This window comes from Nitrospira sp., from assembly GCA_024998565.1.
Taxonomy (GTDB): Bacteria; Nitrospirota; Nitrospiria; order Nitrospirales; family Nitrospiraceae; genus Nitrospira_A.
Genome location: JACOEM010000008.1, coordinates 203,077 through 224,943, shown reverse-complemented (window position 1 = coordinate 224,943; position 21,867 = coordinate 203,077). Strand labels below are relative to the sequence as shown.

At 60.5% G+C, this 21,867-nt stretch carries 11 protein-coding genes and 1 pseudogene; 8 read left to right on the top strand and 4 right to left on the bottom strand.

What is annotated here, in order from left to right; all coding sequences use genetic code 11:
* Positions 1–124 precede the first annotated feature (124 nt).
* The 3 genes from uvrA (at position 125) to H8K11_14360 (ending at position 4,039) form a co-directional block, all read left to right on the top strand.
* Positions 125–2,632 (top strand): excinuclease ABC subunit UvrA, encoded by a 2,508-nt coding sequence (uvrA, locus tag H8K11_14370; GenBank protein MCS6264936.1) that lies wholly within the window; start codon positions 125–127, stop codon positions 2,630–2,632.
* A gap of 378 nt (positions 2,633–3,010) precedes the next feature.
* Positions 3,011–3,340 (top strand): DMT family protein, encoded by a 330-nt coding sequence (locus tag H8K11_14365; protein MCS6264935.1) that lies wholly within the window; start codon positions 3,011–3,013, stop codon positions 3,338–3,340.
* Between the two features lie 270 nt (positions 3,341–3,610).
* A complete protein-coding gene (locus H8K11_14360) occupies positions 3,611–4,039 on the top strand; it encodes a DUF3015 family protein (protein MCS6264934.1) in 429 nt (142 codons plus the stop codon).
* A gap of 256 nt (positions 4,040–4,295) precedes the next feature.
* Here the strand turns inward: H8K11_14360 and H8K11_14355 are convergent, their stop codons facing one another.
* The gene (locus tag H8K11_14355; protein MCS6264933.1) at positions 4,296–5,183 is read right to left on the bottom strand and encodes a hypothetical protein; all 888 of its coding nucleotides are present in this window, start codon (positions 5,181–5,183) and stop codon (positions 4,296–4,298) included.
* 204 nt (positions 5,184–5,387) lie between these two features.
* Between H8K11_14355 and H8K11_14350 the strand changes: the two genes are divergently transcribed.
* The 5 genes from H8K11_14350 (at position 5,388) to H8K11_14330 (ending at position 13,902) form a co-directional block, all read left to right on the top strand.
* Positions 5,388–7,883, top strand: coding sequence for an ATP-binding protein (locus H8K11_14350; protein MCS6264932.1), 2,496 nt, complete (start codon positions 5,388–5,390; stop codon positions 7,881–7,883).
* Positions 7,884–8,031: 148 nt separating this feature from the next.
* The gene (locus H8K11_14345) at positions 8,032–12,030 is read left to right on the top strand and encodes a PAS domain S-box protein (GenBank protein MCS6264931.1); all 3,999 of its coding nucleotides are present in this window, start codon (positions 8,032–8,034) and stop codon (positions 12,028–12,030) included.
* On the top strand, positions 12,023–12,661 hold the full coding sequence (locus tag H8K11_14340; GenBank protein MCS6264930.1) for a response regulator transcription factor: 639 nt from the start codon (positions 12,023–12,025) through the stop codon (positions 12,659–12,661). The genes H8K11_14345 and H8K11_14340 overlap by 8 nt, the downstream gene beginning before the upstream one ends.
* 158 nt (positions 12,662–12,819) lie before the next feature.
* Positions 12,820–13,500 carry a response regulator transcription factor gene (locus H8K11_14335; protein MCS6264929.1) on the top strand — a complete coding sequence of 227 codons (681 nt, stop codon included), beginning with the start codon at positions 12,820–12,822 and terminating at the stop codon, positions 13,498–13,500.
* Positions 13,501–13,518: 18 nt separating this feature from the next.
* Positions 13,519–13,902, top strand: coding sequence for a response regulator (locus tag H8K11_14330; protein MCS6264928.1), 384 nt, complete (start codon positions 13,519–13,521; stop codon positions 13,900–13,902).
* 3,752 nt (positions 13,903–17,654) lie between these two features.
* Here the strand turns inward: H8K11_14330 and H8K11_14325 are convergent.
* The 3 genes and pseudogenes from H8K11_14325 to H8K11_14315 all read right to left on the bottom strand — a co-directional run bounded on the left by H8K11_14325 (position 17,655) and on the right by H8K11_14315 (position 21,756).
* Positions 17,655–17,975, bottom strand: a pseudogene (locus tag H8K11_14325) (patatin-like phospholipase family protein).
* Between the two features lie 269 nt (positions 17,976–18,244).
* The gene (locus H8K11_14320; protein ID MCS6264927.1) at positions 18,245–18,769 is read right to left on the bottom strand and encodes a TIGR00645 family protein; all 525 of its coding nucleotides are present in this window, start codon (positions 18,767–18,769) and stop codon (positions 18,245–18,247) included.
* Positions 18,770–18,891: 122 nt separating this feature from the next.
* A complete protein-coding gene (locus H8K11_14315) occupies positions 18,892–21,756 on the bottom strand; it encodes a PAS domain S-box protein (protein MCS6264926.1) in 2,865 nt (954 codons plus the stop codon).
* Between the last annotated feature and the right edge of the window lie 111 nt (positions 21,757–21,867).

Below are 21,867 nucleotides of genomic sequence, written 5' to 3'. Positions count from 1 at the left end.
AAATCCCTTCCGGTCTGTGCTGTAAGGGCGCGTCGATATTTTGACGGTCTTGCCGGCATCGGCGTCAACGTCACGGTGGTTGAATGCCGAGACTCGCGCGACGGCGTGGTATAATCCCGCGCTTATGAGCAATTCCATCCTCATCAAAGGGGCGCGTGAGCACAATCTGAAGAATCTCGATGTCGAGATTCCGCGGGATAAGCTAGTTGTCATGACCGGCTTGAGCGGGTCGGGGAAGTCCTCCCTGGCGTTCGACACGATCTATGCGGAAGGCCAGCGGAGGTACGTCGAGTCCCTCTCCGCCTATGCCCGGCAGTTTCTCGAACAGATGGGGAAGCCCGACGTGGACTCCATTGAGGGGCTCTCGCCGGCCATTTCCATCGAACAGAAGAGCACCAGCCACAATCCCCGTTCAACTGTCGGGACCGTCACTGAAATCTACGACTACCTGCGGCTCCTCTATGCCCGTGTCGGCCATCCCTACTGTTTTCAATGCGGCCAGGAAATCACCGCGCAGACCGTCCAGCAGATGGTGGATGCCATCTGTGAACTACCGGAAGGGACGAAATTCCAGATTCTCTCGCCTATCGTGCGCGGGCGGAAGGGTGAATACCGGAAAGAATTGCTGGAGATGCGGAAGGCCGGCTATGTGCGGGCCCGGATCAACGGGGAGATCGTCGATCTCGGTGAGGACATCACGCTCGATAAGCAGAAGAAACACAATATAGAGATCGTGGTGGATCGACTGGTCATGAAGCCGGGTGACGCGTTGATGCGGCGGGTGGCGGACTCCGTCGAAACTTCCATGAAACTGGCCGGGGGCTTGGTCGGCGTTCTGTCCGAAACCGGCAAGGTGCATCTCTATAGTGAAAAGCTGGCTTGTATTAAATGTGGAGTCAGTTACCCGGAGATCACGCCGCGCATCTTCTCGTTCAATAGCCCGCATGGAGCCTGTCCGGCCTGCGACGGTATCGGATATGCCATGACGCCGGGCGCGTCGGAAGAAGAGGACTTTACGCTGCTGGAACGGTGCGAAACCTGCGACGGGGCGCGGCTCAAGCCGGAAAGTCTGGCGGTGAAGATCGCTAAGAAATCGATTGCTGAAGTCACGATGTTGTCGGTGCGGGCAGCGGTGGATTTTTTCACGTCACTCAAATTTACCGAACGCGAACTCGTCATCGCCCATCGTATCCTGAAAGAGATTCGTGAACGGCTGGGCTTCCTGGTGAATGTTGGCTTGGATTATTTGACGCTGGATCGTCCTGCGGCCACGCTTTCAGGCGGCGAGGGTCAGCGCATTCGTCTCGCCACCCAAATCGGGTCCGGCCTGGTCGGCGTGTTGTACATCCTGGACGAACCGTCGATCGGCCTCCATCAGCGGGACAATCGCCGCCTGCTGCAAACCCTGCTGCGCCTCCGTGATCTCGGCAACACCGTCATCGTGGTCGAACACGATGCGGAGACCATGGAAGCGGCCGACTACATTCTCGACCTGGGGCCGGGCGCCGGTACGCATGGCGGCCGAATCATTGCCCAGGGTACGCCCAAGCAGGTGATGGCGAATCCCGACTCGCTCACCGGAATGTACCTGCGCGGCGAGCAGATGGTCTCGCTCCCGCCGCGTACCCGGAAGCCCAAGGGCTTTGTAACCGTTGTGGGGGCGAAGAAGCACAATCTCAAGGGCGTGACCGTGAACATCCCGTTGGGCCTGTTGACCTGCGTGACCGGCGTGTCGGGTTCAGGCAAGAGCACTCTGGTGCTCGAAGTGCTGTTCCATTCGCTGTCGCAGTTGCTCTATCACAAGAAACCGAAAATCGACGGGTGTAAAGAACTCAAAGGCGTCGATGCGCTGGATAAAATCATCGACATCGACCAATCGCCGATCGGCCGCACGCCCCGATCGAATCCGGCGACCTACACCGGGCTCTTTACATTCATCCGAGATTTGTTCTCCAACCTGCCGGAGTCGCGCGTGCGCGGGTACAAACCGGGCCGCTATAGCTTCAATGTGAAGGGCGGGCGTTGCGAAGCCTGCCAGGGCGACGGCCTTATCAAGATCGAGATGCATTTCCTGCCCGACGTCTATGTCACCTGCGAGGTCTGCAAGGGGCAGCGGTACAACCGCGAGACTCTGGAGATTCAATACAAGGGCCGGAGCATCGCCGACATCCTCAACATGACCGTGGACGACGCCTTGGAGTTCTTCGAGAACATTCCCTACATCAAGACGAAGTTGCAGACGCTCCACGACGTGGGGCTGCATTACGTCAAGCTAGGGCAGTCGGCCACTACATTGTCGGGCGGCGAAGCCCAACGCGTGAAGCTCTCTCGTGAACTCTCCAAACGTCCCACCGGCCGCACCATGTATATTCTGGATGAACCCACCACCGGCCTGCACTTCGCCGACATTCAACGACTGCTGGACGTGCTCGACCGTCTTGTCGAGAGCGGCAATACCGTCCTCGTGATCGAACACAATCTCGACATGATCCGCAATGCCGATTGGATCATCGACCTCGGTCCTGAAGGCGGCGATCGCGGCGGCGAGATCGTCGCGGAAGGCCCGCCGAAAGAAATCGCCAAGGTGAAGAGGTCGTATACGGGACAGGTGTTGAAAGAGGCGGGAGTGTGAGCGGGGTGTGCGGGGGGCACTTCGGTATTGTCAGAATGCGCTCAGATGGAGGCGCCCCCTGCTTACATGCCCACTTGCCCGCGTGCGACTCTAATTCGCGACCGAAGGTCGCATGCCGTTGCCCCGCTGCATGGTGGCCGCTACTGTCTTGCCGTGTCGCCCTGACAACACCCGAAGTGCCCCCCGCACACTCCGCTACGTGAGGGTTACAGCGGCAAGGCAAGTAACTATTGAGCCATATTTCTCGGTTACACCTTCGACTGCTTGTTTGTTGCCATTCCTGGTTTTATTTTGTGCTCGCCTGCATACAGGATGAAGCTTTCATGCGGCCGATCGTAACCGTTGCGATCAGTTGAATGCTTGTAAGAAGGGAGGCTCATGCACACCATCCTGCTACTCACCATCTCCAACATCTTCATGACGTTCGCCTGGTATGGGCATCTAAAATACAAGGAGTCGCCGCTGTGGATTGCGATTCTTGCCAGTTGGGGCATTGCGTTCGTGGAGTACTGCTTCCAGGTGCCGGCCAATCGTATCGGCCATTATGAGTTCACTGCGGCGCAGCTCAAGACGATACAGGAAGTGATCACGCTCATCGTGTTCTGCGTCTTCTCAGTCCTGTATCTGAAGGAAGATCTGAAATGGAACTACTTGGTCGGCTTCGGAATGATGATCGGTGCCGTGTTTTTTGTCTTTAAGGAATGGTGATCGCGGTCATTCGGCAGCGCTTCCGATTCTTCTTACTGTCAGACAAGCCTTTCCAGCTTCCCCCGATCCTTCGGCGCCGCTATCGATTTCCCCTCGTAGCCTCCGTTCTCGCACCTGACAGGCGCCAGCGATAGCCGCTTTGCTAGCACCTTTCTTCCGTCTCTCCAGGGTAATGACTAGGGTCGCCCTGGATGTTTCTCGGTTACAACGTGAGTAGAAGGCTTGATTGGGAAATGATCTAACGCTGACAGCCCCCAGAAGGAGGCATACATGAAGACGTCACCATCAATGAAAAACCTGGGATTGGGCCTATGTGTTGTGGCCGCCGGCATCATGGTCGGGGGCTGTAACACAACGAAAGCTACGGTCGACACGACCGTCAATTTCTTCTCCAGCACGAGCCCCAATGGGCTCTTTTCAGCGGACGGCATGGTGCTAAAAGAGCAGAAGATCAATCTCTTTGCAGGGGTCGCGTATGAGAACCTCCGTCAGGAGGCTGCGGCTGGTGGGGGCCAGTACGTGAGTGCCTTGGCCTCGCTGTATGAAATCCCGGCCGGCAAACAAGAGGATTTTGGCCTGGTGTTGCAACGCAAGCACGCCGACTTATTTGCGGCGGGATTGGAAGAAGATCGCACGGCGCATCTGAAGATGGTCAGCGCGCTGAATCGTGAGCTGGTGGCAGCATCGCTACTACCATAATCTGCGGTTAATCAGGAGGACTGTATGGGAACGATGGGAAAAGGATTCATCCTCTGGTTGCTCGGTGTCCCGGCAAGCCTGCTGGTCTTGCTGTGGTTTCTCGGCATTCTCAAGTAACCCGATCTCTACAGCGGAGATCGGGTTGCGGGGGGACAAGCTGTCTGTACCGAAGGAGTCAGTGCGACTCATGCTGGCGCAGAGCATGGGAATCCAACCCCTGCTGTCTTGCCCGCCCGAATGGCAGCGGGCCGGGGTTTTACTTGAACCAGCGGTCGTACATATAGAACAAGTCGAGCGTCAGGCGGGCGCCGAAGGTCGGACCGTAATCTTTCTGGTTGATGAGATCGTTCCACGTTTCGAACGTGAAGGCCGAGTAGCGCACTGCGACTGAGACGAATCGTTCTTCCAGCGCATCTCCCTGATGATCCACGAACAGACCTGAATCGACGGTCACCGCCAGTTCGATTTCCCATGGAGTCGAATCGGCCCAGTGGCGATAGTTCCCGAGGCCGACAGAGCCCTGAGCCATGTAGGACTGGGGCGCGACCTGGTGGAACGCGGCACCGCTGAACGGGCGGCCGTATCGCGCGAGGGCTGAAACGCGAAGGTAGTCGCCCAGCAGCGGTACCGGGGCGAAGAGGGCCAACCGGCGAAATCCTGCCTGCACATAGGGCTCATAATACAACGACCCACCGGCGCCGCCCAGACCGGCAAAGAACGCATCGTTCGATCCCAAGAGGCTAAACCAGCGGGTCAGCGACCCGCTGAGCATGAAGTCGTTCGCTTCGCGTTTGTTCCCGACCGGGACCTCGGTGAGCCCTCGAAACTTGTGCACCACATCGTTTTGAAGAAACCGGCTTGGCCCGTCGCGCGTGGGTCCGCCGCCTGCCGTGAGATTAAGATTCCATCCCGGCAATTGGGCCAGGGGCTTGGTCCAGCTCAAGGTGAAGAAATTCAGCCCCATGGTTTCCCGCATATCGTTGTAGCGTCTGCCTTCCCCGTCGAACTCGGTAAACCGATCCAGGAGTGCGGCGCTCAGGGTCAAGGTAGGGTCGTGATCGGGGAAGGCGATGGCGCCCCAGTGGACGCTATGCGGGGGCGCTTCGGCCAGGGCGAGTCCCGGGATCGCGCAGACGGCGAGCACGAGGGAGAAGATCCTTCGACGATACATCGGGGCGCATAGTGCCTGTGTCGATTTCATTTCGCAAGTAGCCGGTACGTAATCGCACCGCAAGATCGCACCGGTCGACTGTGCCCGCGGGCTTGCAGTCGCGGCCTGTGCTTACTAGAATGCCCGTCGAATTCGGTCGATTTGAATTGGTGCTCTTCATCTCCATTGCGGGGAATTATGCCGCCGAAGAAAAAACAGACCACGACCGGTACCGTCTCATCGACGGACGACGCAGCCGAGTTCGAAAAGCTCGGCGCGTTTTATCTCGGGCGGCCTTATGATCTCGCCGCCAAACAGGCCAAGCCTGGCTGGCTGCTCTACGATTCGAAGGATCTGGTCACTCACGCGGTCTGCGTCGGTATGACAGGAAGCGGCAAGACCGGTCTCTGTGTCGGTTTACTGGAAGAAGCGGCCATCGACGGCATCCCGGCCATCGTCATTGATCCGAAGGGCGATCTGGCCAATCTCCTGCTCACCTTTCCTCAGCTTCGCGGCGAAGATTTCGCGCCGTGGATTAATGAAGACGACGCCCGCAAGAAGGGCCTGTCCGCCGCCGACTTCGCCGCGCAGCAGGCGACCCTGTGGCAGAAGGGGCTTGGCGACTGGGGTCAGAGCGGCGAGCGTATCAAAAAGTTGCGTGATGCGGCGGACTTCGCGGTGTACACACCGGGAAGCAACGCCGGTCTTCCGGTGTCGATTCTGAAATCCTTCGCCGCTCCGTCGGCAGAATTACTCGACGATGCCGAACTCCTCCGCGAGCGCATCGGCACGACCGTCACCAGCCTGTTGGGCCTGATCGGCGTCGAGGCCGATCCGATCAAGAGCCGCGAGCACATTCTGCTCTCGTCGATTCTCGACAGCGCCTGGCGAGCGGGACGGGATCTCGATCTGCCCGGGCTCATTCATCAGATCCAAACGCCTCCCATGACGAAGGTGGGTGTGCTCGATGTGGAGTCGTTCTTCCCCTCGAAGGAACGGTTCGCCCTGGCCATGCAGCTGAACAATCTGCTGGCCGCGCCGGGTTTCGCCGCATGGATGGAAGGGGAGGCGTTGGATGTCGGGCGTATGCTCTACGGCCCCTCGGGCAAACCCCGCATCGCCATTTTTTCGATCGCCCATTTGAACGATGCCGAGCGCATGTTCTTTGTGTCCCTGCTTCTGAACCAGACGTTGGGGTGGGTCCGCGGCCAATCCGGCACCACGAGCCTGCGGGCTATTCTCTATATGGATGAGATTTTCGGCTACTTCCCGCCGGTCGCCAACCCGCCGTCCAAAGCTCCCTTGCTCACCTTGCTGAAGCAGGCGCGCGCCTTTGGATTGGGAGTGGTGCTGGCCACGCAGAACCCGGTCGATCTGGACTACAAAGGCCTGGCCAACACCGGCACCTGGTTCATCGGTCGGCTGCAGACGGAGCGCGACAAGGCGCGCGTGATGGAGGGGTTGGAGGGCGCGGCTGCCAGCAGCGGCAAGAAATTCGATCGCCAACAAATGGAGCAAATTCTTGCCGGGCTCGGGAATCGAGTGTTCCTGCTGAATAACGTGCACGAAGATGCGCCGGAAGTTTTCCAGACCCGATGGACGCTGTCCTATCTGCGCGGGCCGCTCACGCGGACACAAATCAAACAATTGATGGATCCCGTTAAGCGGGAGAGACCAGCCGAAACGGGCCAGTCGGCAGGCACACCCGTGGCATCGACGCCTGCCCATGGGACGCCCCATGCGCAACGCCCCATGTTGCCGCCGGAGGTGCCGCAATACTTTGTGCCGCTACGGGGACGCCGGCCGGAGGGGCACGCACTCGTCTATCAACCGATGGTCTTGGGGGTGGCACAGGTGCGGGTGGTGGACAACAAGGCTGCGGTCGATGTGACCGAACCCCTCACCCTACTGACTCCGCTGACCGAGGGTGCCGTGCCGGTAGAGTGGGATCATGCGGCGATCGTGGATCTGACCGTCGCGGACTTGGAGCGCGATCCTGCAGGCGAGGCTCACTTCGCCACGCTTCCGGCCGCCGCCGGCAAGGCTAAGCAGTATGACGGTTGGAAGACCGACTTGTCGGGCTGGTTATTCCGGACGCAAAAAGTTGAGCTATTCCGTAGTCCGAGCACGAAGGCGCTGTCGATGCCAGGGGAGCCGGAGCGTGACTTTCGTGTGCGGCTGCAACAGGCGGGGCGGGAGCAGCGCGACCAACAGAGTGAGGTATTGCGGAAGAAGTATTCACCCAAGATCGCCGCATTGCAGGATCGTATCCGGCGCGCGGAGCAGATGGTGGAACGGCAGCAGGCCGAGTCCCGCAGCAGTCAGATCCAGGCGGCCATTTCGGTCGGCGCCACGATCCTGGGGGCGTTTCTCGGGCGGAAAACGATCAGCGCCGGCAATATCGGCAAGGCGACGACGGCGATCCGCGGCGCCGGCCGGGCGATGAAAGAATCGAAAGACGTGAGTCAGGCGGAAGACAACGTGGCGGCGCTGCAGCAACAGCTGGCGGCGCTCGAGGCCGAGTTCAAAGCGGAAGCCGATGCCCTGGCGGCGGCGACCGATCCGCTCACGGAAAAATTGGAAACCCTGTCGTTGAAACCTAGCAAATCGAACATCTCGATCAAGCTCGTGGCACTCGCCTGGGTGCCCCATTGGCGCGCGGCCGATGGAACGTCACTCCCTGCCTGGTCATAGCGTCGCCCGCAAGTAGGCCAACGGAGGGAAGCGGCAGGCGTCGCCCCCGTTCCAGATGGCCCTATTCGATGCGGGGCATTTGTGGTAAGACTCTGGGCGAAATCGGTACACCCAAAGCCCTCGGTGGTTCGCGCGAGGGACTGCACGTATGGCGACGCACGCCCCGCTTTCCGACGAAATTGCCCGCGTAGCCGCGTTGTCGCGCTACCGGATTTTGGACACCCTCCCCGACACCGCCTTCGATGACTTGGCGCATCTGGCTGCGGCCCTGTGTCGTGCTCCGATTGCGGCCATCACGTTCATCGACCAGGACCGGCAGTGGTTCAAAGCCAAGGTCGGCCTGACCATGACCCAGACCGTCCGCTCGTCCGGGCTCTGTGCGCAGGCTGTCCAAAACAAGACACTCATGGCGATTGAGGATGCGCGGGCCGATCTGCGTTTCTCGTTCCATCCGTTGGTCGCGGCGGATCCGGGAGTCAGATTTTATTGTGGCGCGCCGATTCTGAGCCCGGACGGGTATGCAGTGGGTACGATCGCCGTGATGGATACTGCGCCTCGTATCCCCACCGACGAGCAGTGTCAAGGGCTACGCCGGCTGGCCCGTCAGGCCGCGGCGCAGTTGGAGCTGCGGAGGTTGACGTTCGACCGCTCGCCCCTCGATGAAGAATCGCTGGAGGAGATTATGGCGGGTATGGCGGACGCAGTGTTCGTGACGGATCGCAGCGGGCGCGTGCTGGGTGCCAACCACGAGGCAGAAGCGCTTCTTGGCCAGACCGCTTCCGACCTCACCGGCCGGCTGCTGCACGACTGTGTGCATCGTCATGAGCGCGGAGCTGCACTCGGCTCGGGTGAGCCGTGCGGGCTCGTGAGTGCCGCCGCCCTGCGTGGGAAGACGCAGAGCCCTCATGACGTGTTTGCCAGAAACAATGGTTCAACCGTGCAGGTCAGCTGGATTGCGGCGCCGCTCATTCGCAGGGGCGAGTGGGTCGGCGGACTCGTCTCGGTACGGGATCTCACGACGCAGCAGCGCAATGAAGAAGCCTTGGGCGTGCTCGCCGGCACCACCCGCGCGACGGGTGTGGCATTTCTGCGGGAACTCGTCGAAACGCTGGCGCGCTCGATCGGGGCGGAATATGCGTTCTGTATTCGACCCCTCCCTGGACAGCTGCGCGCGAAGGTGATCGCCGGTCATGGACCGGATGGGCCGCTGGAACAGGTGGAGTATGACTTGGCCGGGACGCCGTGCGAGCATGTCTTGAGCGAGGGATTCTGTCACTATCCGGACGCCGTGCAAGCCGCGTTTCCACAGGATGAGATGCTTCGACAGCTCTCCATCGAGTCCTATATGGCCCTGATGCTTCCCTCGCCGGCCGGGGAGGCCATCGGCTGGATTGCCGTGCTCGCCAGGACACCGTTGAAGGAGCCCGAGTGGGTGGAATCGTTACTGCGCATGGCCGCCGGCCGCGCCGGCAGTGAATTGGGGCGGTCTCTCGCCGAGCAGCAACTTCAAGCAAGTGAAGAGCGGTATGCCCTGGCCCTTCGAGGCACCTCTGACGGTATCTGGGATTGGAATGTGGTCACCGGAGAGGCGGTGCATTCCGCCGGGTGGAAGGCCTTGCTGGGGTTCGCCGAGGATGAATTGCCGGATCTCGCCTCCTCGTTCTTCGACCGGGTGCATCCGGATGACCTGGCGCATGTGCGGGCGGAGACCCGGAACCATTTCGAACGCAGAGAGTCGTTTGATGTGCAATGCCGGGTGCGTCACAAGGATGGGAGCTATCGGTGGATTCAATCGCGTGCGCAGGCGCTGTGGGATGAACAGGGCCGCCCCTATCGCATGGTCGGGGCGACGACCGACATCACCGGACGAAAGCAGACCGAGGAGGCGCTGCAGTTGGCGAAGTACACCGTCGATCACGCGACGGAGGCGATTTACTGGGTCGGGTCCGACGCCGAGCTGTTGGATGTCAATAACGCCGCGACGGTGATGCTGGGGTATTCGCGGGAGGAATTTCTCGGGATGACGGTCCATGATCTGAACCCCTCCTTTCCAGCCGAGACCTGGCCGGGCTATTGGCAGGAGACCAGGGAGAAGGGGAGCGTATCGTTCGAGACGAGTCACCGAACCAAGGACGGCCGGCTCATTCCGATCGAAGTGCATGTGAATGTCATGTACTACAACGGAAGAGAATGTCACTGCGCCTTCGTCCGCGATGTGACCGAACGCAAACGAGCCGAAGGTGCGTTACGCGCCAGTGAGGAACGATTCCACCTCGCCATCGAGGCGACTAACGAGGGGCTATGGGACTGGAACGTCCGGACGGATGCCGTCTACTTCAGTCCGCAGTGGATCCGGCTCCTCGGGTATCGATCCGAGGAGGTCACCGGGTCGACGGCATTCTTCTTCGAGATCCTGCATCCGGAAGACGCCCCCCGTATGAAAGAAGTACTGCAAGCGCATCTTGACGGCCGCACGCCGACGAAGGAACTCGAGGTTCGATTGCGCCATCAGTCCGGCGAATACCGATGGTATCTCGACCGCGGCAAAGTCGTGGCCAGAGATCCCTATGGGCAACCCCTGCGCATGGTCGGGACGATCACTGATATCACCGAGCGCAAGCAGGCGGAGCGGGAACGGGCGGAAGCGTTGAGTACTCTGCAGACCATCATGGAAACCGTTCCCGATGTGATCTTTGTGCTGGATCTGGAGGGGTGTCTCAGCAAATGGAATCTTCGACTGGAGACGGTCACCGGGTATACGCACGACGAGTTGTTGGGAAAGTCGGCCCTCGAGATGGTGCCGCGCACGGAGGCTGACGCAACCAGTGCGGCCATCCGACAGGCGTTCGAGGCCGGGTATGCGGAGTTGGAGGGCCATCTGCTGACGAAGGACGGCCGCACGATTCTCTATCATTGGAATGGCACACCCTTCACGGATTTGCACGGCCGGGTTGTCGGGATTACCGGGGTCGGCCGCGACATCACCGAACGAAAGCAGACCGAAGCGCTCCTCCGGTCCAGCGAGGAGCGGTTCCGACTGGTGGCTCAGGCCACCAACGACATCTTGTGGGATTGGGATCTGCTCACGGGCGATCATTGGTGGAGCCCCAATGCGTGCGACAAGTTCGGGTATGATCCACGAACGGAGCCGAGCGTCGACGCGTGGAGCAACCGGTTGCACCCGGAGGACAAAGAACGGGTTCTCGACATGGTGAGTCAGGCCATCCAAACGGATGTCAGGACCTTCTTTGCAGAGTATCGCTTTCAACTGGCCGACGGCACCTATGGCTACTTCCTGGATCGGGCCTATATCGTGCGGAACGAGGCCGGAGGTGCCATACGAATGATCGGGGCTATGATCGATGTCACGGCGCCCCGGCGCGCGTATGCGTCCCTGGAGGAAGCCTATCGACGATTTCAGGCCATGTCGCAGGAACTGCACACGGTTGAATCCAATGAACGCCGCCGGTTGTCCCGCGAATTACACGATGAATTCGGTCAGTTACTGACCTCGCTCAAGTTTGATCTGGCATCGGTGAAGCGAGTCGCTGCGCGATCAAGCGTGGCGGGCGGGCGCAGTCAGGAGCGTCTGGCTCGTGCTCTGGAGACGACGGATCTGTTGTTTGCGCGGCTGCGTCAGATCGTCCGGGTCCTTCGCCCCCCGGTCCTGGAACAGCTGGGATTAAAGGCCGGCTTGGAGGCGCTGATCGCAGACGTGCAGGCTCGAACCGGCTTGCGTTGTTCGCTGGTGTTCGAGCAGTCACACCGTCGCGGTGAGCGTCTTCCCACGCTGGAAACGGCCTTCTATCGGATCGTCCAGGAGTTGCTGACGAATGTCATCCGCCATGCGCACGCCACAACCGTGTCCATTCTGGTTCAGAGGAATCGGCGGGAATGGCGGTTGACGGTCACCGACGATGGTGTCGGGTTCGATGTCGGCGCCCTGTCCCCGTTAGGTGGATTCGGACTGCGGGGCATACGCGAACGCGCGGAGATTCTCGCCGGTCAGGTGGAGATCAGCTCCGGGGTCGATGTCGGCACGACGGTTCAGGTGCGCATTCCGGTCAGTTCCACGCCCGACCGCTCTGCTGAAGGCCGCGTGTCGCCAGGTCCGGCTTCACGACGGAGGAAACCGGTTCATGAATAAATGTCGGTGTCTGATCACGGATGATCATCCGATTGTGCGAAGGGGAGTGCGCGAACTGTTGGAGGAGGAGCAGCTCTGCTCCGAGATCTGTGAAGTGCGCACCGGCGAGGAGGCATTAGAGGCCGTTCGTCGTCAACCCTGGGATCTGATGATTCTGGATATCGCCCTTCCTGATAAGCACGGGTTGGAGGTGTTGAAGGAGACCAAACTTCTGCAGCCAAGCCTGCCGGTGCTCATGTTGAGTCTCTATCCGGAAAAAGAATTTGCGATGCGGGCGATCAAAGCCGGAGCGTCGGGGTATTTGACCAAGCAGAGTGCGCCCTCCGAGTTACTGGCGGCCGTGATGCGGGTCTTGCAGGGAGGCCGGTACATTACTGCGGCGTTGGCCGAGCAAATGGCGAGCGTGATCGAAACCGGCGTGGACGGATCATTGCATGCCAGACTGTCGGATCGTGAACTGCAAGTGCTTCGATTGCTGGGGCAGGGTAAATCGGTATCCGTGATTGCGGAGGAGCTCCGCCTCAGTGTGAAAACCATTAGTACCTATCGGGCCAGGATTCTCGAAAAACTGTCGTGTGAGAGTACCGGGGAGCTGATCCGCTACGCCATCGAAGCGCGACTCATCGACTAGACGCGACGCCTTCGTTGCCTCGCCCTGAGCAAGTTGCCTCCGTTCTGTCAGTCGAATGCTGACAGGTAAATCCACCTTCTGCCTATACTCCTACGTGCGCCCTCCGCCGAGACTATGCCCGGAAAAATCGCTATGCGATTGGCGAGCGAGGAGCGGCGATGGACGCACAGCATTTGTATCGTATTGTTTTGATTGATGATAGCCGCATGGCCCGCCTTGGCTTGAGGGAACAACTGAATCAAACGGCGGAGTTCCGTATCGTCGGCGAGGCGGCCTCGATGGCGGAGGGTCTTGAGCTGATCGAACGGCTGAATCCCGATTTGGTGTTGCTGGATATCAGTCTGCCGGACGGGTCTGGTGTGCAGGCCTGCGGCCGGCTGGTCGCCGGAAGGCCGGACACGCGGGTGCTCATTCTGAGCGTGTACGACGACCCCGTCGTCATCCGGGAGGCGATCGCTGCGGGCGCCCAAGGGTATGTGTTGAAAGATACGCCGGTGGCGATGTGGCGGAATGCGATGCGACGGGCGGCCGGTAGTGGAGTGGTCCTTGGGCCGCAGTTGATCGGCCTGGTCTTGATGGAAGTGCGGGAGATGGCCAATGGGCTGTCGACGGCGTGCATGGTCGACTTGTCGCCGCAAGAGCGACGCCTCTTGCCCTTGGTCGCAGAAGGCCGGACGAACAAGGAGATTGCCGTAGCCCTGTCGCTCTCCGATAAAACGGTCAAAAACTATATCTCCAATATGTATTCCAAGTTAGGGGTTACGCGGCGTTCGCAGGTGGCGACGCTGTATGCGAGGACGTTGCCGAGCGGGGGGATTTCTGCCGAAGACTGTGCCTGATGCGGAAGCGAGGAGCCGGTGGCGCTGATTCTGGTTGCAGACGACGATGAGAAAGTGTGTCGGTGGCTGCGAACCGTACTCGAACTGGAAGGGTATCGGGTCATCGAAGCCGCGGATGGACGGCAGGCTCTCCACACCATTCAGCGTCAGTCTCCCGATCTCGTCATTCTCGATGTCCACCTGCCGGTTCAGGACAGGTTGGAAACCATTCTTCGAGTGCATAGCCGGCACATGCCCGTGAAGGTCTTGGCCATCTCCGGGCAAGCGGTGCAGGGCTACGATATTCTCAAAATAGCGGCGATCTTCGGCGCGCATGGCACGCTGGAAAAACCCTTCAGTGTGGACCGGTTGCTGCTCGGAGTGCGGGCGCTCATCGGACCCGCGCATCCCCGTGTGGCGTGACGCTGTCTGCCATCCCCCACATCCCTGACAGACCGGTCAAGCAGGGCCACTGCGTAACGTTGAGAATGAATTCGTCCATCCTCAGCCGGCCGGGTCTACCTGTGTTACCTCAAGATCCGGGTCATCTGGAAGCGGGCCGGATCTGAACGATCCCGCGTAAACCCGAGTTGTTCGTAGAAACGGAGCCAGCCGACGTTGCGGATGGACGTGCCGGCCCAGGCCGGATTGTCCGGCCCCAAATCGACGATCAGATTGTGCCCGGAGTACGCCCCCGTTAATTCCTCGATGGCACGTCTGAACAGGCGGTGTCCCAAACCCAAGCCTCGATAGGCCGGTCGTACCCAGCCATGCAGCGCGAGCCGGTGTCCGGCCACCGAAAGACGGGTCGCGGCCACGACGGCCAGGATTTCTCCCGGCCCGGCCGAATCGTCCGGTGAGGGCCTGGCTTTCAGTCGCATGTGCCAAGCCGCTTGCCGCGTGTGGTCGCCGGTCGGTTCCTCCAACGGCAACGGTTTGTGGAGAGCCTGCATGAACGTCTCCGCGTAATCCGGGACGGAATCCCACTCAATCGACAGGTCTCTGGCGAGCGACGAGAGATCACTGGTCGGCCCCATCGCTTCCAACACGACCACTTCATCGATACGTAAATTCAAGTGTTGCTCGGCGAAGCGGACGAATTGTTGGCTGTACATGCCGCAGAGCGTCGGCCAGAAGAGACGGAAGGTTTCGGCTGAGGTCCAGCGCCGGAACAGGTTCATCCAGCCGCGATTGAGGGCGTGATTGTGGAACTCTTCGAGGTTCACGGCCAGGTAGACCTGCTCCATGAGCTGAATCTGCAGGTTACAGGTGTGCAGCGCGGCCCGCGGATTGACCGCGATGGCGCCGGGGTCGATCCCGAACACCGAGCGGAGTTCGGGATAGATTTCCAGGTCGTAACGAAGCAGATCCGGATCGTCGCGCAGGAGACGCTCAAGGTCCTTCAGGTCGTCGGTTTCGCCGAGGAAGGATTCACGCATGCCCGGCGGGGTGGTCAGCCAGTAGGAGCGGAGCGCATGGCAGAGGGAGGAAAAGTCCTGCTCGCTTCGTTGAATGGCGGGGCGCAGCACCTGTTGGGCGACATGTTCGCCGAGGCGGCGGTAGGATTCGAACTGGGCTTCGTCGAAGAACTGGTCCGAGGTCGGTTCGTGGGGAAAGGAGGGGTGACGCGCGGCGTAGTCCTGGACGTCCGACGGCTCGTTCCCGGTCAGCGAGGGTTTGAGATAGATCAGGGTGCCGGCGGTGGCGTTGGCATCCACTTTGTCGTAGCGAATCATGCCGATGGCGTGGTGCCGACTGCTGGTCTTGGCGTCGGCGGCCCGCTTGATCTGGTCGAGATTCAGTTCGATGTCGATTCCCAGATCGATGCGGATCTTCCGGATGGCGTTGCCGAGATCTTCAAAGTTGAGCTGCGGGTCACACCCGGCATCCACCACGAGGATGCAGTGACAGCGGCGCAAGACCATTTCGTACAAGCCGAGATTTTCGAAATGCCCGCCGTCGGAGAGGTAGACGTAGGGATGACAGGAATCCGTGAGGCCGAAGGCTTCGGACAACAAAGGGCCGACCGAGACGTTGGGTGACGCTTTGCGATAGGTGTCGGCGCCTGCCCGGCCTGGATTCCCGAGCCACCAGCCCAGGCGAATGTTGAAGAGCGCGAGCAGAAACGTCACGGCTGAAGATGAGTGGTACCCCATGTTGGGGCTCGCGGCGGCGCCGGAGATGGCCAGAGCGGTCCCGAGAGAAAGGGGCTGGGCGAGGTAATGGTTGCATCCGTACTCCTCCGAGCGGCGATACCCCAGATTCCAACTGCCGCTGTGGAGCGCGCTGATCGTGAACGATTGGGCTTTGCGTTGTTGCCAGGCGAGGTTGTCGCCCTTGACCAGATTAAGCGCGATATTGATGAGATGCAGCGGGCGCGGGCTCTGGGCATAGAGCCGGTTGAGGAACAGTTTGACGAACCACGTCGCGGCCTCCCGTCCGGCGGCCGTCCCTTTCGTCCATTCGTACAGCGTCGTCATCTTGGCGGCGCAGGCCGGCCCGACCTGTAGCTCAGTGGCGACCTGCGACAACGTATCTCGTTGCAGCAGGCCAGACAATTCCTGTGTGAGACGGTAGAGCATGGTTTGCAATTGAACCGGCGGCGGGTCCGGCAGGGCGTGGAACGATTCGAGCTGCGCGTGGGTGTTGGCGGAAAACTCCCGGGTATACAGCCGACGCGCCAGGCGCACGTCGTCGAATCGCACGTCGCTCATGGCCGGGTTGTCAAGATTGTCGAATCCGGTGAAGGGATTGAAGCTCCGTTCGCGTTCGGTCTGAATGCGCGAGGCTCCGAGATAGGCGCGGATGAGCCGGTTGCGATACATCGCATGCAGCGAGAACCGGTTGATGTTAATCAGCCCGGACATGAGCAGGCCCAATGACGTCACGGCGACGGTGAACAGGACGAGCATCCAGAGGGGGGTGTTGTGGAGGACCTGATCGTGCCCCCAAGGATCCGGCCAGATTCCTAATCCGGTCTGCATAGGCCCCGTGAGATGGTTGAGGTGCATCTCGTAGTGATGGGCGAAGAGGTCTAATTGCCAACTGGTGCCCAATGACAGCGCGATGAGAACGCAGAGCATGAAGAGCGGCGCGGCCGATCGTACCGCGAAGTCGGTGATCACGGTGGTCTGTGAGCGTTCCTCCTGCTGTTGCGCGGTGGTGCGTGAACCGAATCCAAGCACGAGGGTCAGCAATCCGGAGAGTCCGCCGAGGGAAGCGGCGACTTTCGGTGTCCAGGCAATGAGCCCCGGACCGAAGGCGACGATGGCGGAGAGCCCCGACCAGACGACCATGACGATCAATACCCAGGAACCGGTGCGCCCCCACCACTCGCGGTCCTGTTCTTCGGTGAATCGGCTGGCCAGGCCGATGAAGACGGTTGCTGTGAGCAAAAATATCGCGAGGACGCCCGGAACGGCGAAGGTGGCGAAGCACTCGGCAAATGTGGCGACGACCAGCTGATCGGGAGTCTTTATCAGTAGAGATCGGAGTAACAATCCGCCCAGCGCGCCGGTGGCGGCAACGGCGGCGGTTTCCCAGAGCAGCCAGGGGGAGAAGGCTTTGAATCGTTTGAGCACGAGGACGGAAAAGAGCCAGCTCCCTGTGTGGAGGAAGACGCCGCCGAACATGACGTGGGAGAGGCTGAGTTGCTCCAGCGTACCGCCTCCGTTGCGAAACCAGGCCCAGGCGGTGGTGAGGAAGAGCACCGATGTGATCAAGGGGCCGAGGCAGGCGACCAGAAACCAGTGTTGGCGTTCCAAGGTCTGCCATCGGGTATTGCGACGATACTCGCTGAGCGTAGGACGGCAGAGGTGCAGATAAATCAATGCCATGACGGCCAGACCGAGACCGACCATAAACACGGCTTGGAGTAGCCAGACGGGCAAGGTCAGTCCGGGGGTATTCAGCTGGGCCAGGGCGATGGTCCAGCGTGGCACGAGCAGGGGTACCATCAGCAACGGCAGCAGCACCATCCAGTTCAGGTGCAGGTTGCGCAAGTAAATGCCGAAGAGCGTCCATGAGTCGGCCGAGAGGAATCCCAGGTGCGGACTCAGGTAATTGCTATAGTTCCGCAGCCATTGGACCGGCGGCGGCACTTCGGTGGCGCCTGCTTTCGGCGTGACCCGCAGATCCTCAATGACGCCGTCCAATCCCTGCGGATGGCGATGGATCCAGGCGGTGAGCCAGCTGCCGATGTAGCCTCCGCCGGAGACGGTCGAAAGATAGTCGAACTTGTTCAGGAGTTGCAGGCGCGCGAGAGACTGCAAGACGCCGAGTCCGAAGGTCGCGCTGCGTATGCCTCCGCCGGAGAAGCAGAGTCCCGCGCGTTTCGGGTGGCAGGCGTGGATGTGCCGGAAGAGCGCGGCCGTGCGCACCGCATCGGGGGCCCCCACCGGATGATCCTTGGGCAGGGGGCCGTGCAGCAGTTCGGTTTCTTCCTCCAGAATCGTTGCGAGTGTCAGCGGGTCGTCCGGCGAAGCGGGAGTAGTCATCGTGACTCCAAGGGGAACATGGTGAGGGGGACGCTGTCTCGACGGAAAGCGCCCGTGTCGGCGCCTGTCATACCACGATTGGAAAAGGCAAACCACATGCCCCGTGAGGACGCTTGAACAGAACGCGGCCTGGCCACCGTGTCGATGCGTTCCGCGCCGTCTGCAGCCGCGGAAATAGACGCGAATGCGTAGGGCAGGTATGTTGTGGAGATTATCGAATCGGATACAGCGCGTATCTCAAGTGATACGGCACCCTGGCGTCGCTATGGTCAATGCTTGCGGTCCCGTTGCATCAGCTTGTCGGTGTAGGCCAGGAGGATGGCGGAGCCCAGGAAGGTGAGGTGAATGAAGATCTTCCACTTGACGTGTTCGGGGTTCTCGTTCGCGATGTCCACGAAGGATTTCAGGAGATGAATGCTGGAGATGCCGACCAGCGAGGCGGCCAGTTTGATTTTGATCGTGCCGGGATCCACATGCGTGAGCCACTCGGGCCGGTCGGGGTGGGTTTCCAGGTCGAGTTTACTGACGAAGGTGGCGTAGCCGCCGATGATGACCATGGTCAGCAGATTGGCCACCATCGTCACATCGATCAGTCCGAGCACGCCCAGCATGAATTTGGTTTCTTCGAGTTGCTTGAAGTGTTTCGCCATCTCCCAGAGTTCGAGGATGAACTTGCTGGCATAGAGCAACTCGGCAATGATGAGGCCGCCATACAGCGGCGCCTGAATCCAGCGGCTGCTGAAGACCAGGAATTCAAAGGCCTGCTCAACGCGGTTGTGTGATGTTGGAGGCAATGCTGCAGGACCGGACGGGGACGGATGACTCACGCGTTCGCTCACTCTCCTTGGTGAGGGCGTATCCTAGTCGGCGCGTGGAGTTCTGTCAATCGTCGGATGGGTTTAGATACAGGCCCTCACTATGCCGCGTTACCGGTATCCGGAGGTGCGAAGGACTTCTGAGGGGGAGTCAGCCTGGCCGATGGAAGCCATCGGGACAAAATCTCTCGTAATTGGTCGGGGACGATCGGTTTGCTGATGAAATCGTCCATGCCGGCCTTGAGGCAGTTCTCACGATCGCCTGCCATGGCATTGGCGGTCATGGCGATGATCGGCAGATGCGTGCCTGCCTGTTCCTGAGACCGGATCAACCGAGTCGTTTCGAGCCCGTCGAGCTCCGGCATCTGACAGTCCATAAACACCAATGGATATTGATGCCGGCAGACGGCCGCGAGCGCTTCCATGCCGTTGCCGGCCACATCCACGCGGTACCCGAGTTTTTCCAGCATCTTCAACGCGACTTTTTGATTCACCGGATTGTCGTCGACGACGAGCAGTCGTTGCGCTGCCTGTGCCTGAGCCTCGGACATGGTATGCCGCGTGATCAGCGGGGTCGAACTCTCGCCGGTGTCCGTTCGTCCGAGGATCAGGCGAATACAGTCGGCCAGTTGGCGTTCGCGAACCGGTTTGGGCAGGTAAGCACTCGCACCGGCTTCCTTCGCCGCGATGCTGTCTCCTCGTTGACCGAACGCCGTCAGTACGATCAGGTGTGTCGAGCGAATCGACGGATCGTCTTTGATCAACCGGCAGAGCTCAAGTCCGCCGATGTCGGGCATGTGCATGTCGATGATGGCGAGGTCGAACGGCGTGCCGTCGGCCGCGGCCTGGCGCAAGAGGGCCAGTGCCGAGGGGGCATCCACGGCGCTTTCGTGGTGCATGTTCCAGGCCGACACATGGTATTGGAGCAGGCTGCGGTTCGTCGGGTTGTCGTCGACGAGGCAGACGCGACGGCCGGCGAAATCGTTCGACGTCAGCGGGGGCATCACGGGCGGAGCTGCGTCCGCTTGCAGGGCGAAACGTACGGTAAACCAGATGCGGGTTCCGAGCCCCGGCATCGATTGCAGCCCGATTTCTCCGCCCATCAGCTCGACCAACCGTTTGCAGATCGTCAGGCCGAGACCCGTTCCGCCGTACTTGCGGGCGGTCGAACTGTCGGCCTGGGTAAACGCCTGAAACATTCTCGCCTGGGCTTCCGGGCTGAGGCCGATGCCGGTATCGATCACTTCGAAACGGAGCATGACGAAGGTCGGATCTTCATCCAGCGGGAGAACTTGGATCAACACTTCGCCCTGTTCGGTGAATTTGATCGCGTTGCCCAGCAGGTTGGTCAGGACCTGTCGAATACGCCCCGGATCGCCGATGACGGTCCGCGGTGTTTGGGCGTCGATGAGTCCGACGAGCTCCAAATGACGGTCCTGGGAGGCGGGCGCCAGCATGTCCAACGTATCTTCGATGGTCATGCGGAGGTCGAACGGGATCTGTTCGATGGTAAATTTCCCGGCCTCGATTTTCGAAAAGTCCAGAATGTCGTTGATGATCCTCAGCAGCGATTCGCTGGAATGCCGGAGGGTCTGCAAATAATCACGCTGTTCGGTGCTCAGGGCGGTATCGAGCAGCAAGGTCGTCATGCCGAGTACCCCGTTCATCGGGGTGCGGATTTCGTGGCTCATCGTGGCCAGGAAATCGGTCTTGGCCTGCCCGGCTTTGACGGCCTGATCGCGGGCTTCCGAGATCTCCCAGTTCTTCCATTCGAGATCCTGGGCCGCTTTCGACAGCGCGCTTTCGGTGCGTTTTCGCATGGTGATGTCGACGATGGATGCCAGCGCCAGTTTCCCGTTCGGCGTATCGATCGGATTGAGTCCGAGCTCGACGGGAAACTCCTGCCCGTTCTTATGCAGGCCGAAGAGTTCCCGGCCGGCTCCCATGGCGCGTGACGACGGGGCGGAGAAGTATCCGACGCGATGCGCCGGATGGTTGGGGCGAAACCGCTCCGGAATCAGCATTTCGACCGGCCGGCCGAGCATCTCCTCGCGGCTGTAGCCGAACATGGTTTCGACCTGCTTGTTGACCAGCGTGATGTTGCCGAGGGGATCGATCATCAACATGCCGTTCGGCGCGGATTCCACTACTTGACGGAACTGGGCCTCGGCCTGTTTGCGGGAGGAAATGTCGCGCACGATACCGGTAAACTTTCTGGCGCCGTCGACGAGCATTTCACTCACGGCCAACTCAATGGGAAATGACACGCCGTCATTGCGAAGTCCCAGCACTTCACGACCGATGCCGATGACCTTTTTCTGGCCCGACTGCAAATAATTGGTCAGGTACCGGTCGTGTTCCGTGTGGTAGGGGTCGGGCATGAGGAGTTTCACGTTCTGTCCCAGGAGCTGGTTCGAGGTGTACCCGAACATGCGCGTGACGGCGGGATTGATCGATTCGATGCTGCCCCGTTCGTTGATGACGACGATACCGTCCACCGCGGTGTCGACGATCGCCCGCAACCGGACCTCGCTCTGATGCATGGCGGCTTCCGCCTGTTTGAGGTCCGATACGTTGATGTGCATGACCACGGCGCCGTAGCTCCGGCTGCCCTGCATCGGGGTGACGATGACCCGGAACCAGCGTCGGAGTGTAGGACTCGAGCTCTCGTATTCGTAGGAGAAGGCGCGGATGGTGCCGTCCAGAATGTGCCGGATCCCCTGGGCCACGTGCAGGGCGTCGGGCTGAGTTCCCGCCGCATCGCAGATGTGGAGATAGTTGAGGCCGACGCCGTAGCCCTCGCCGGTAAAGCCGTTCGCGGCTGCGAACCGTTCCCAGGACTCGTTGACCGCGAGAATCGTGCCCTGCGCGTCGAGCACGGCGATATTGGCCGGCAGCACGTTGATGATGCTAGGGTCGAGTCTATGGTCCCGACGACGTCTGGCGCGATGTTGGTGGACAGACATGAAAGCGACCCCTCTCTAGCCCGGACTATTCACGAATCCCTGCTCCGTCGTTCGATCCTCTCGCCCGGCTGGGCTGCTCTCGTTCGGCCTCCTCGACGGAGCGCAAGTACT

Bases quoted from the DNA above. Each gene is read 5' to 3' on its own strand.
- H8K11_14335 (MCS6264929.1), top strand. From the start codon at position 12,820: ATGGACGCACAGCATTTGTATCGTATTGTTTTGATTGATGATAGCCGC.
- H8K11_14315 (MCS6264926.1), bottom strand. From the start codon at position 21,756: ATGTCTGTCCACCAACATCGCGCCAGACGTCGTCGGGACCATAGACTC.
- H8K11_14340 (MCS6264930.1), top strand. From the start codon at position 12,023: ATGAATAAATGTCGGTGTCTGATCACGGATGATCATCCGATTGTGCGA.
- H8K11_14350 (MCS6264932.1), top strand. From the start codon at position 5,388: ATGCCGCCGAAGAAAAAACAGACCACGACCGGTACCGTCTCATCGACG.
- H8K11_14365 (MCS6264935.1), top strand. From the start codon at position 3,011: ATGCACACCATCCTGCTACTCACCATCTCCAACATCTTCATGACGTTC.
- H8K11_14360 (MCS6264934.1), top strand. From the start codon at position 3,611: ATGAAGACGTCACCATCAATGAAAAACCTGGGATTGGGCCTATGTGTT.
- uvrA (MCS6264936.1), top strand. From the start codon at position 125: ATGAGCAATTCCATCCTCATCAAAGGGGCGCGTGAGCACAATCTGAAG.
- H8K11_14345 (MCS6264931.1), top strand. From the start codon at position 8,032: ATGGCGACGCACGCCCCGCTTTCCGACGAAATTGCCCGCGTAGCCGCG.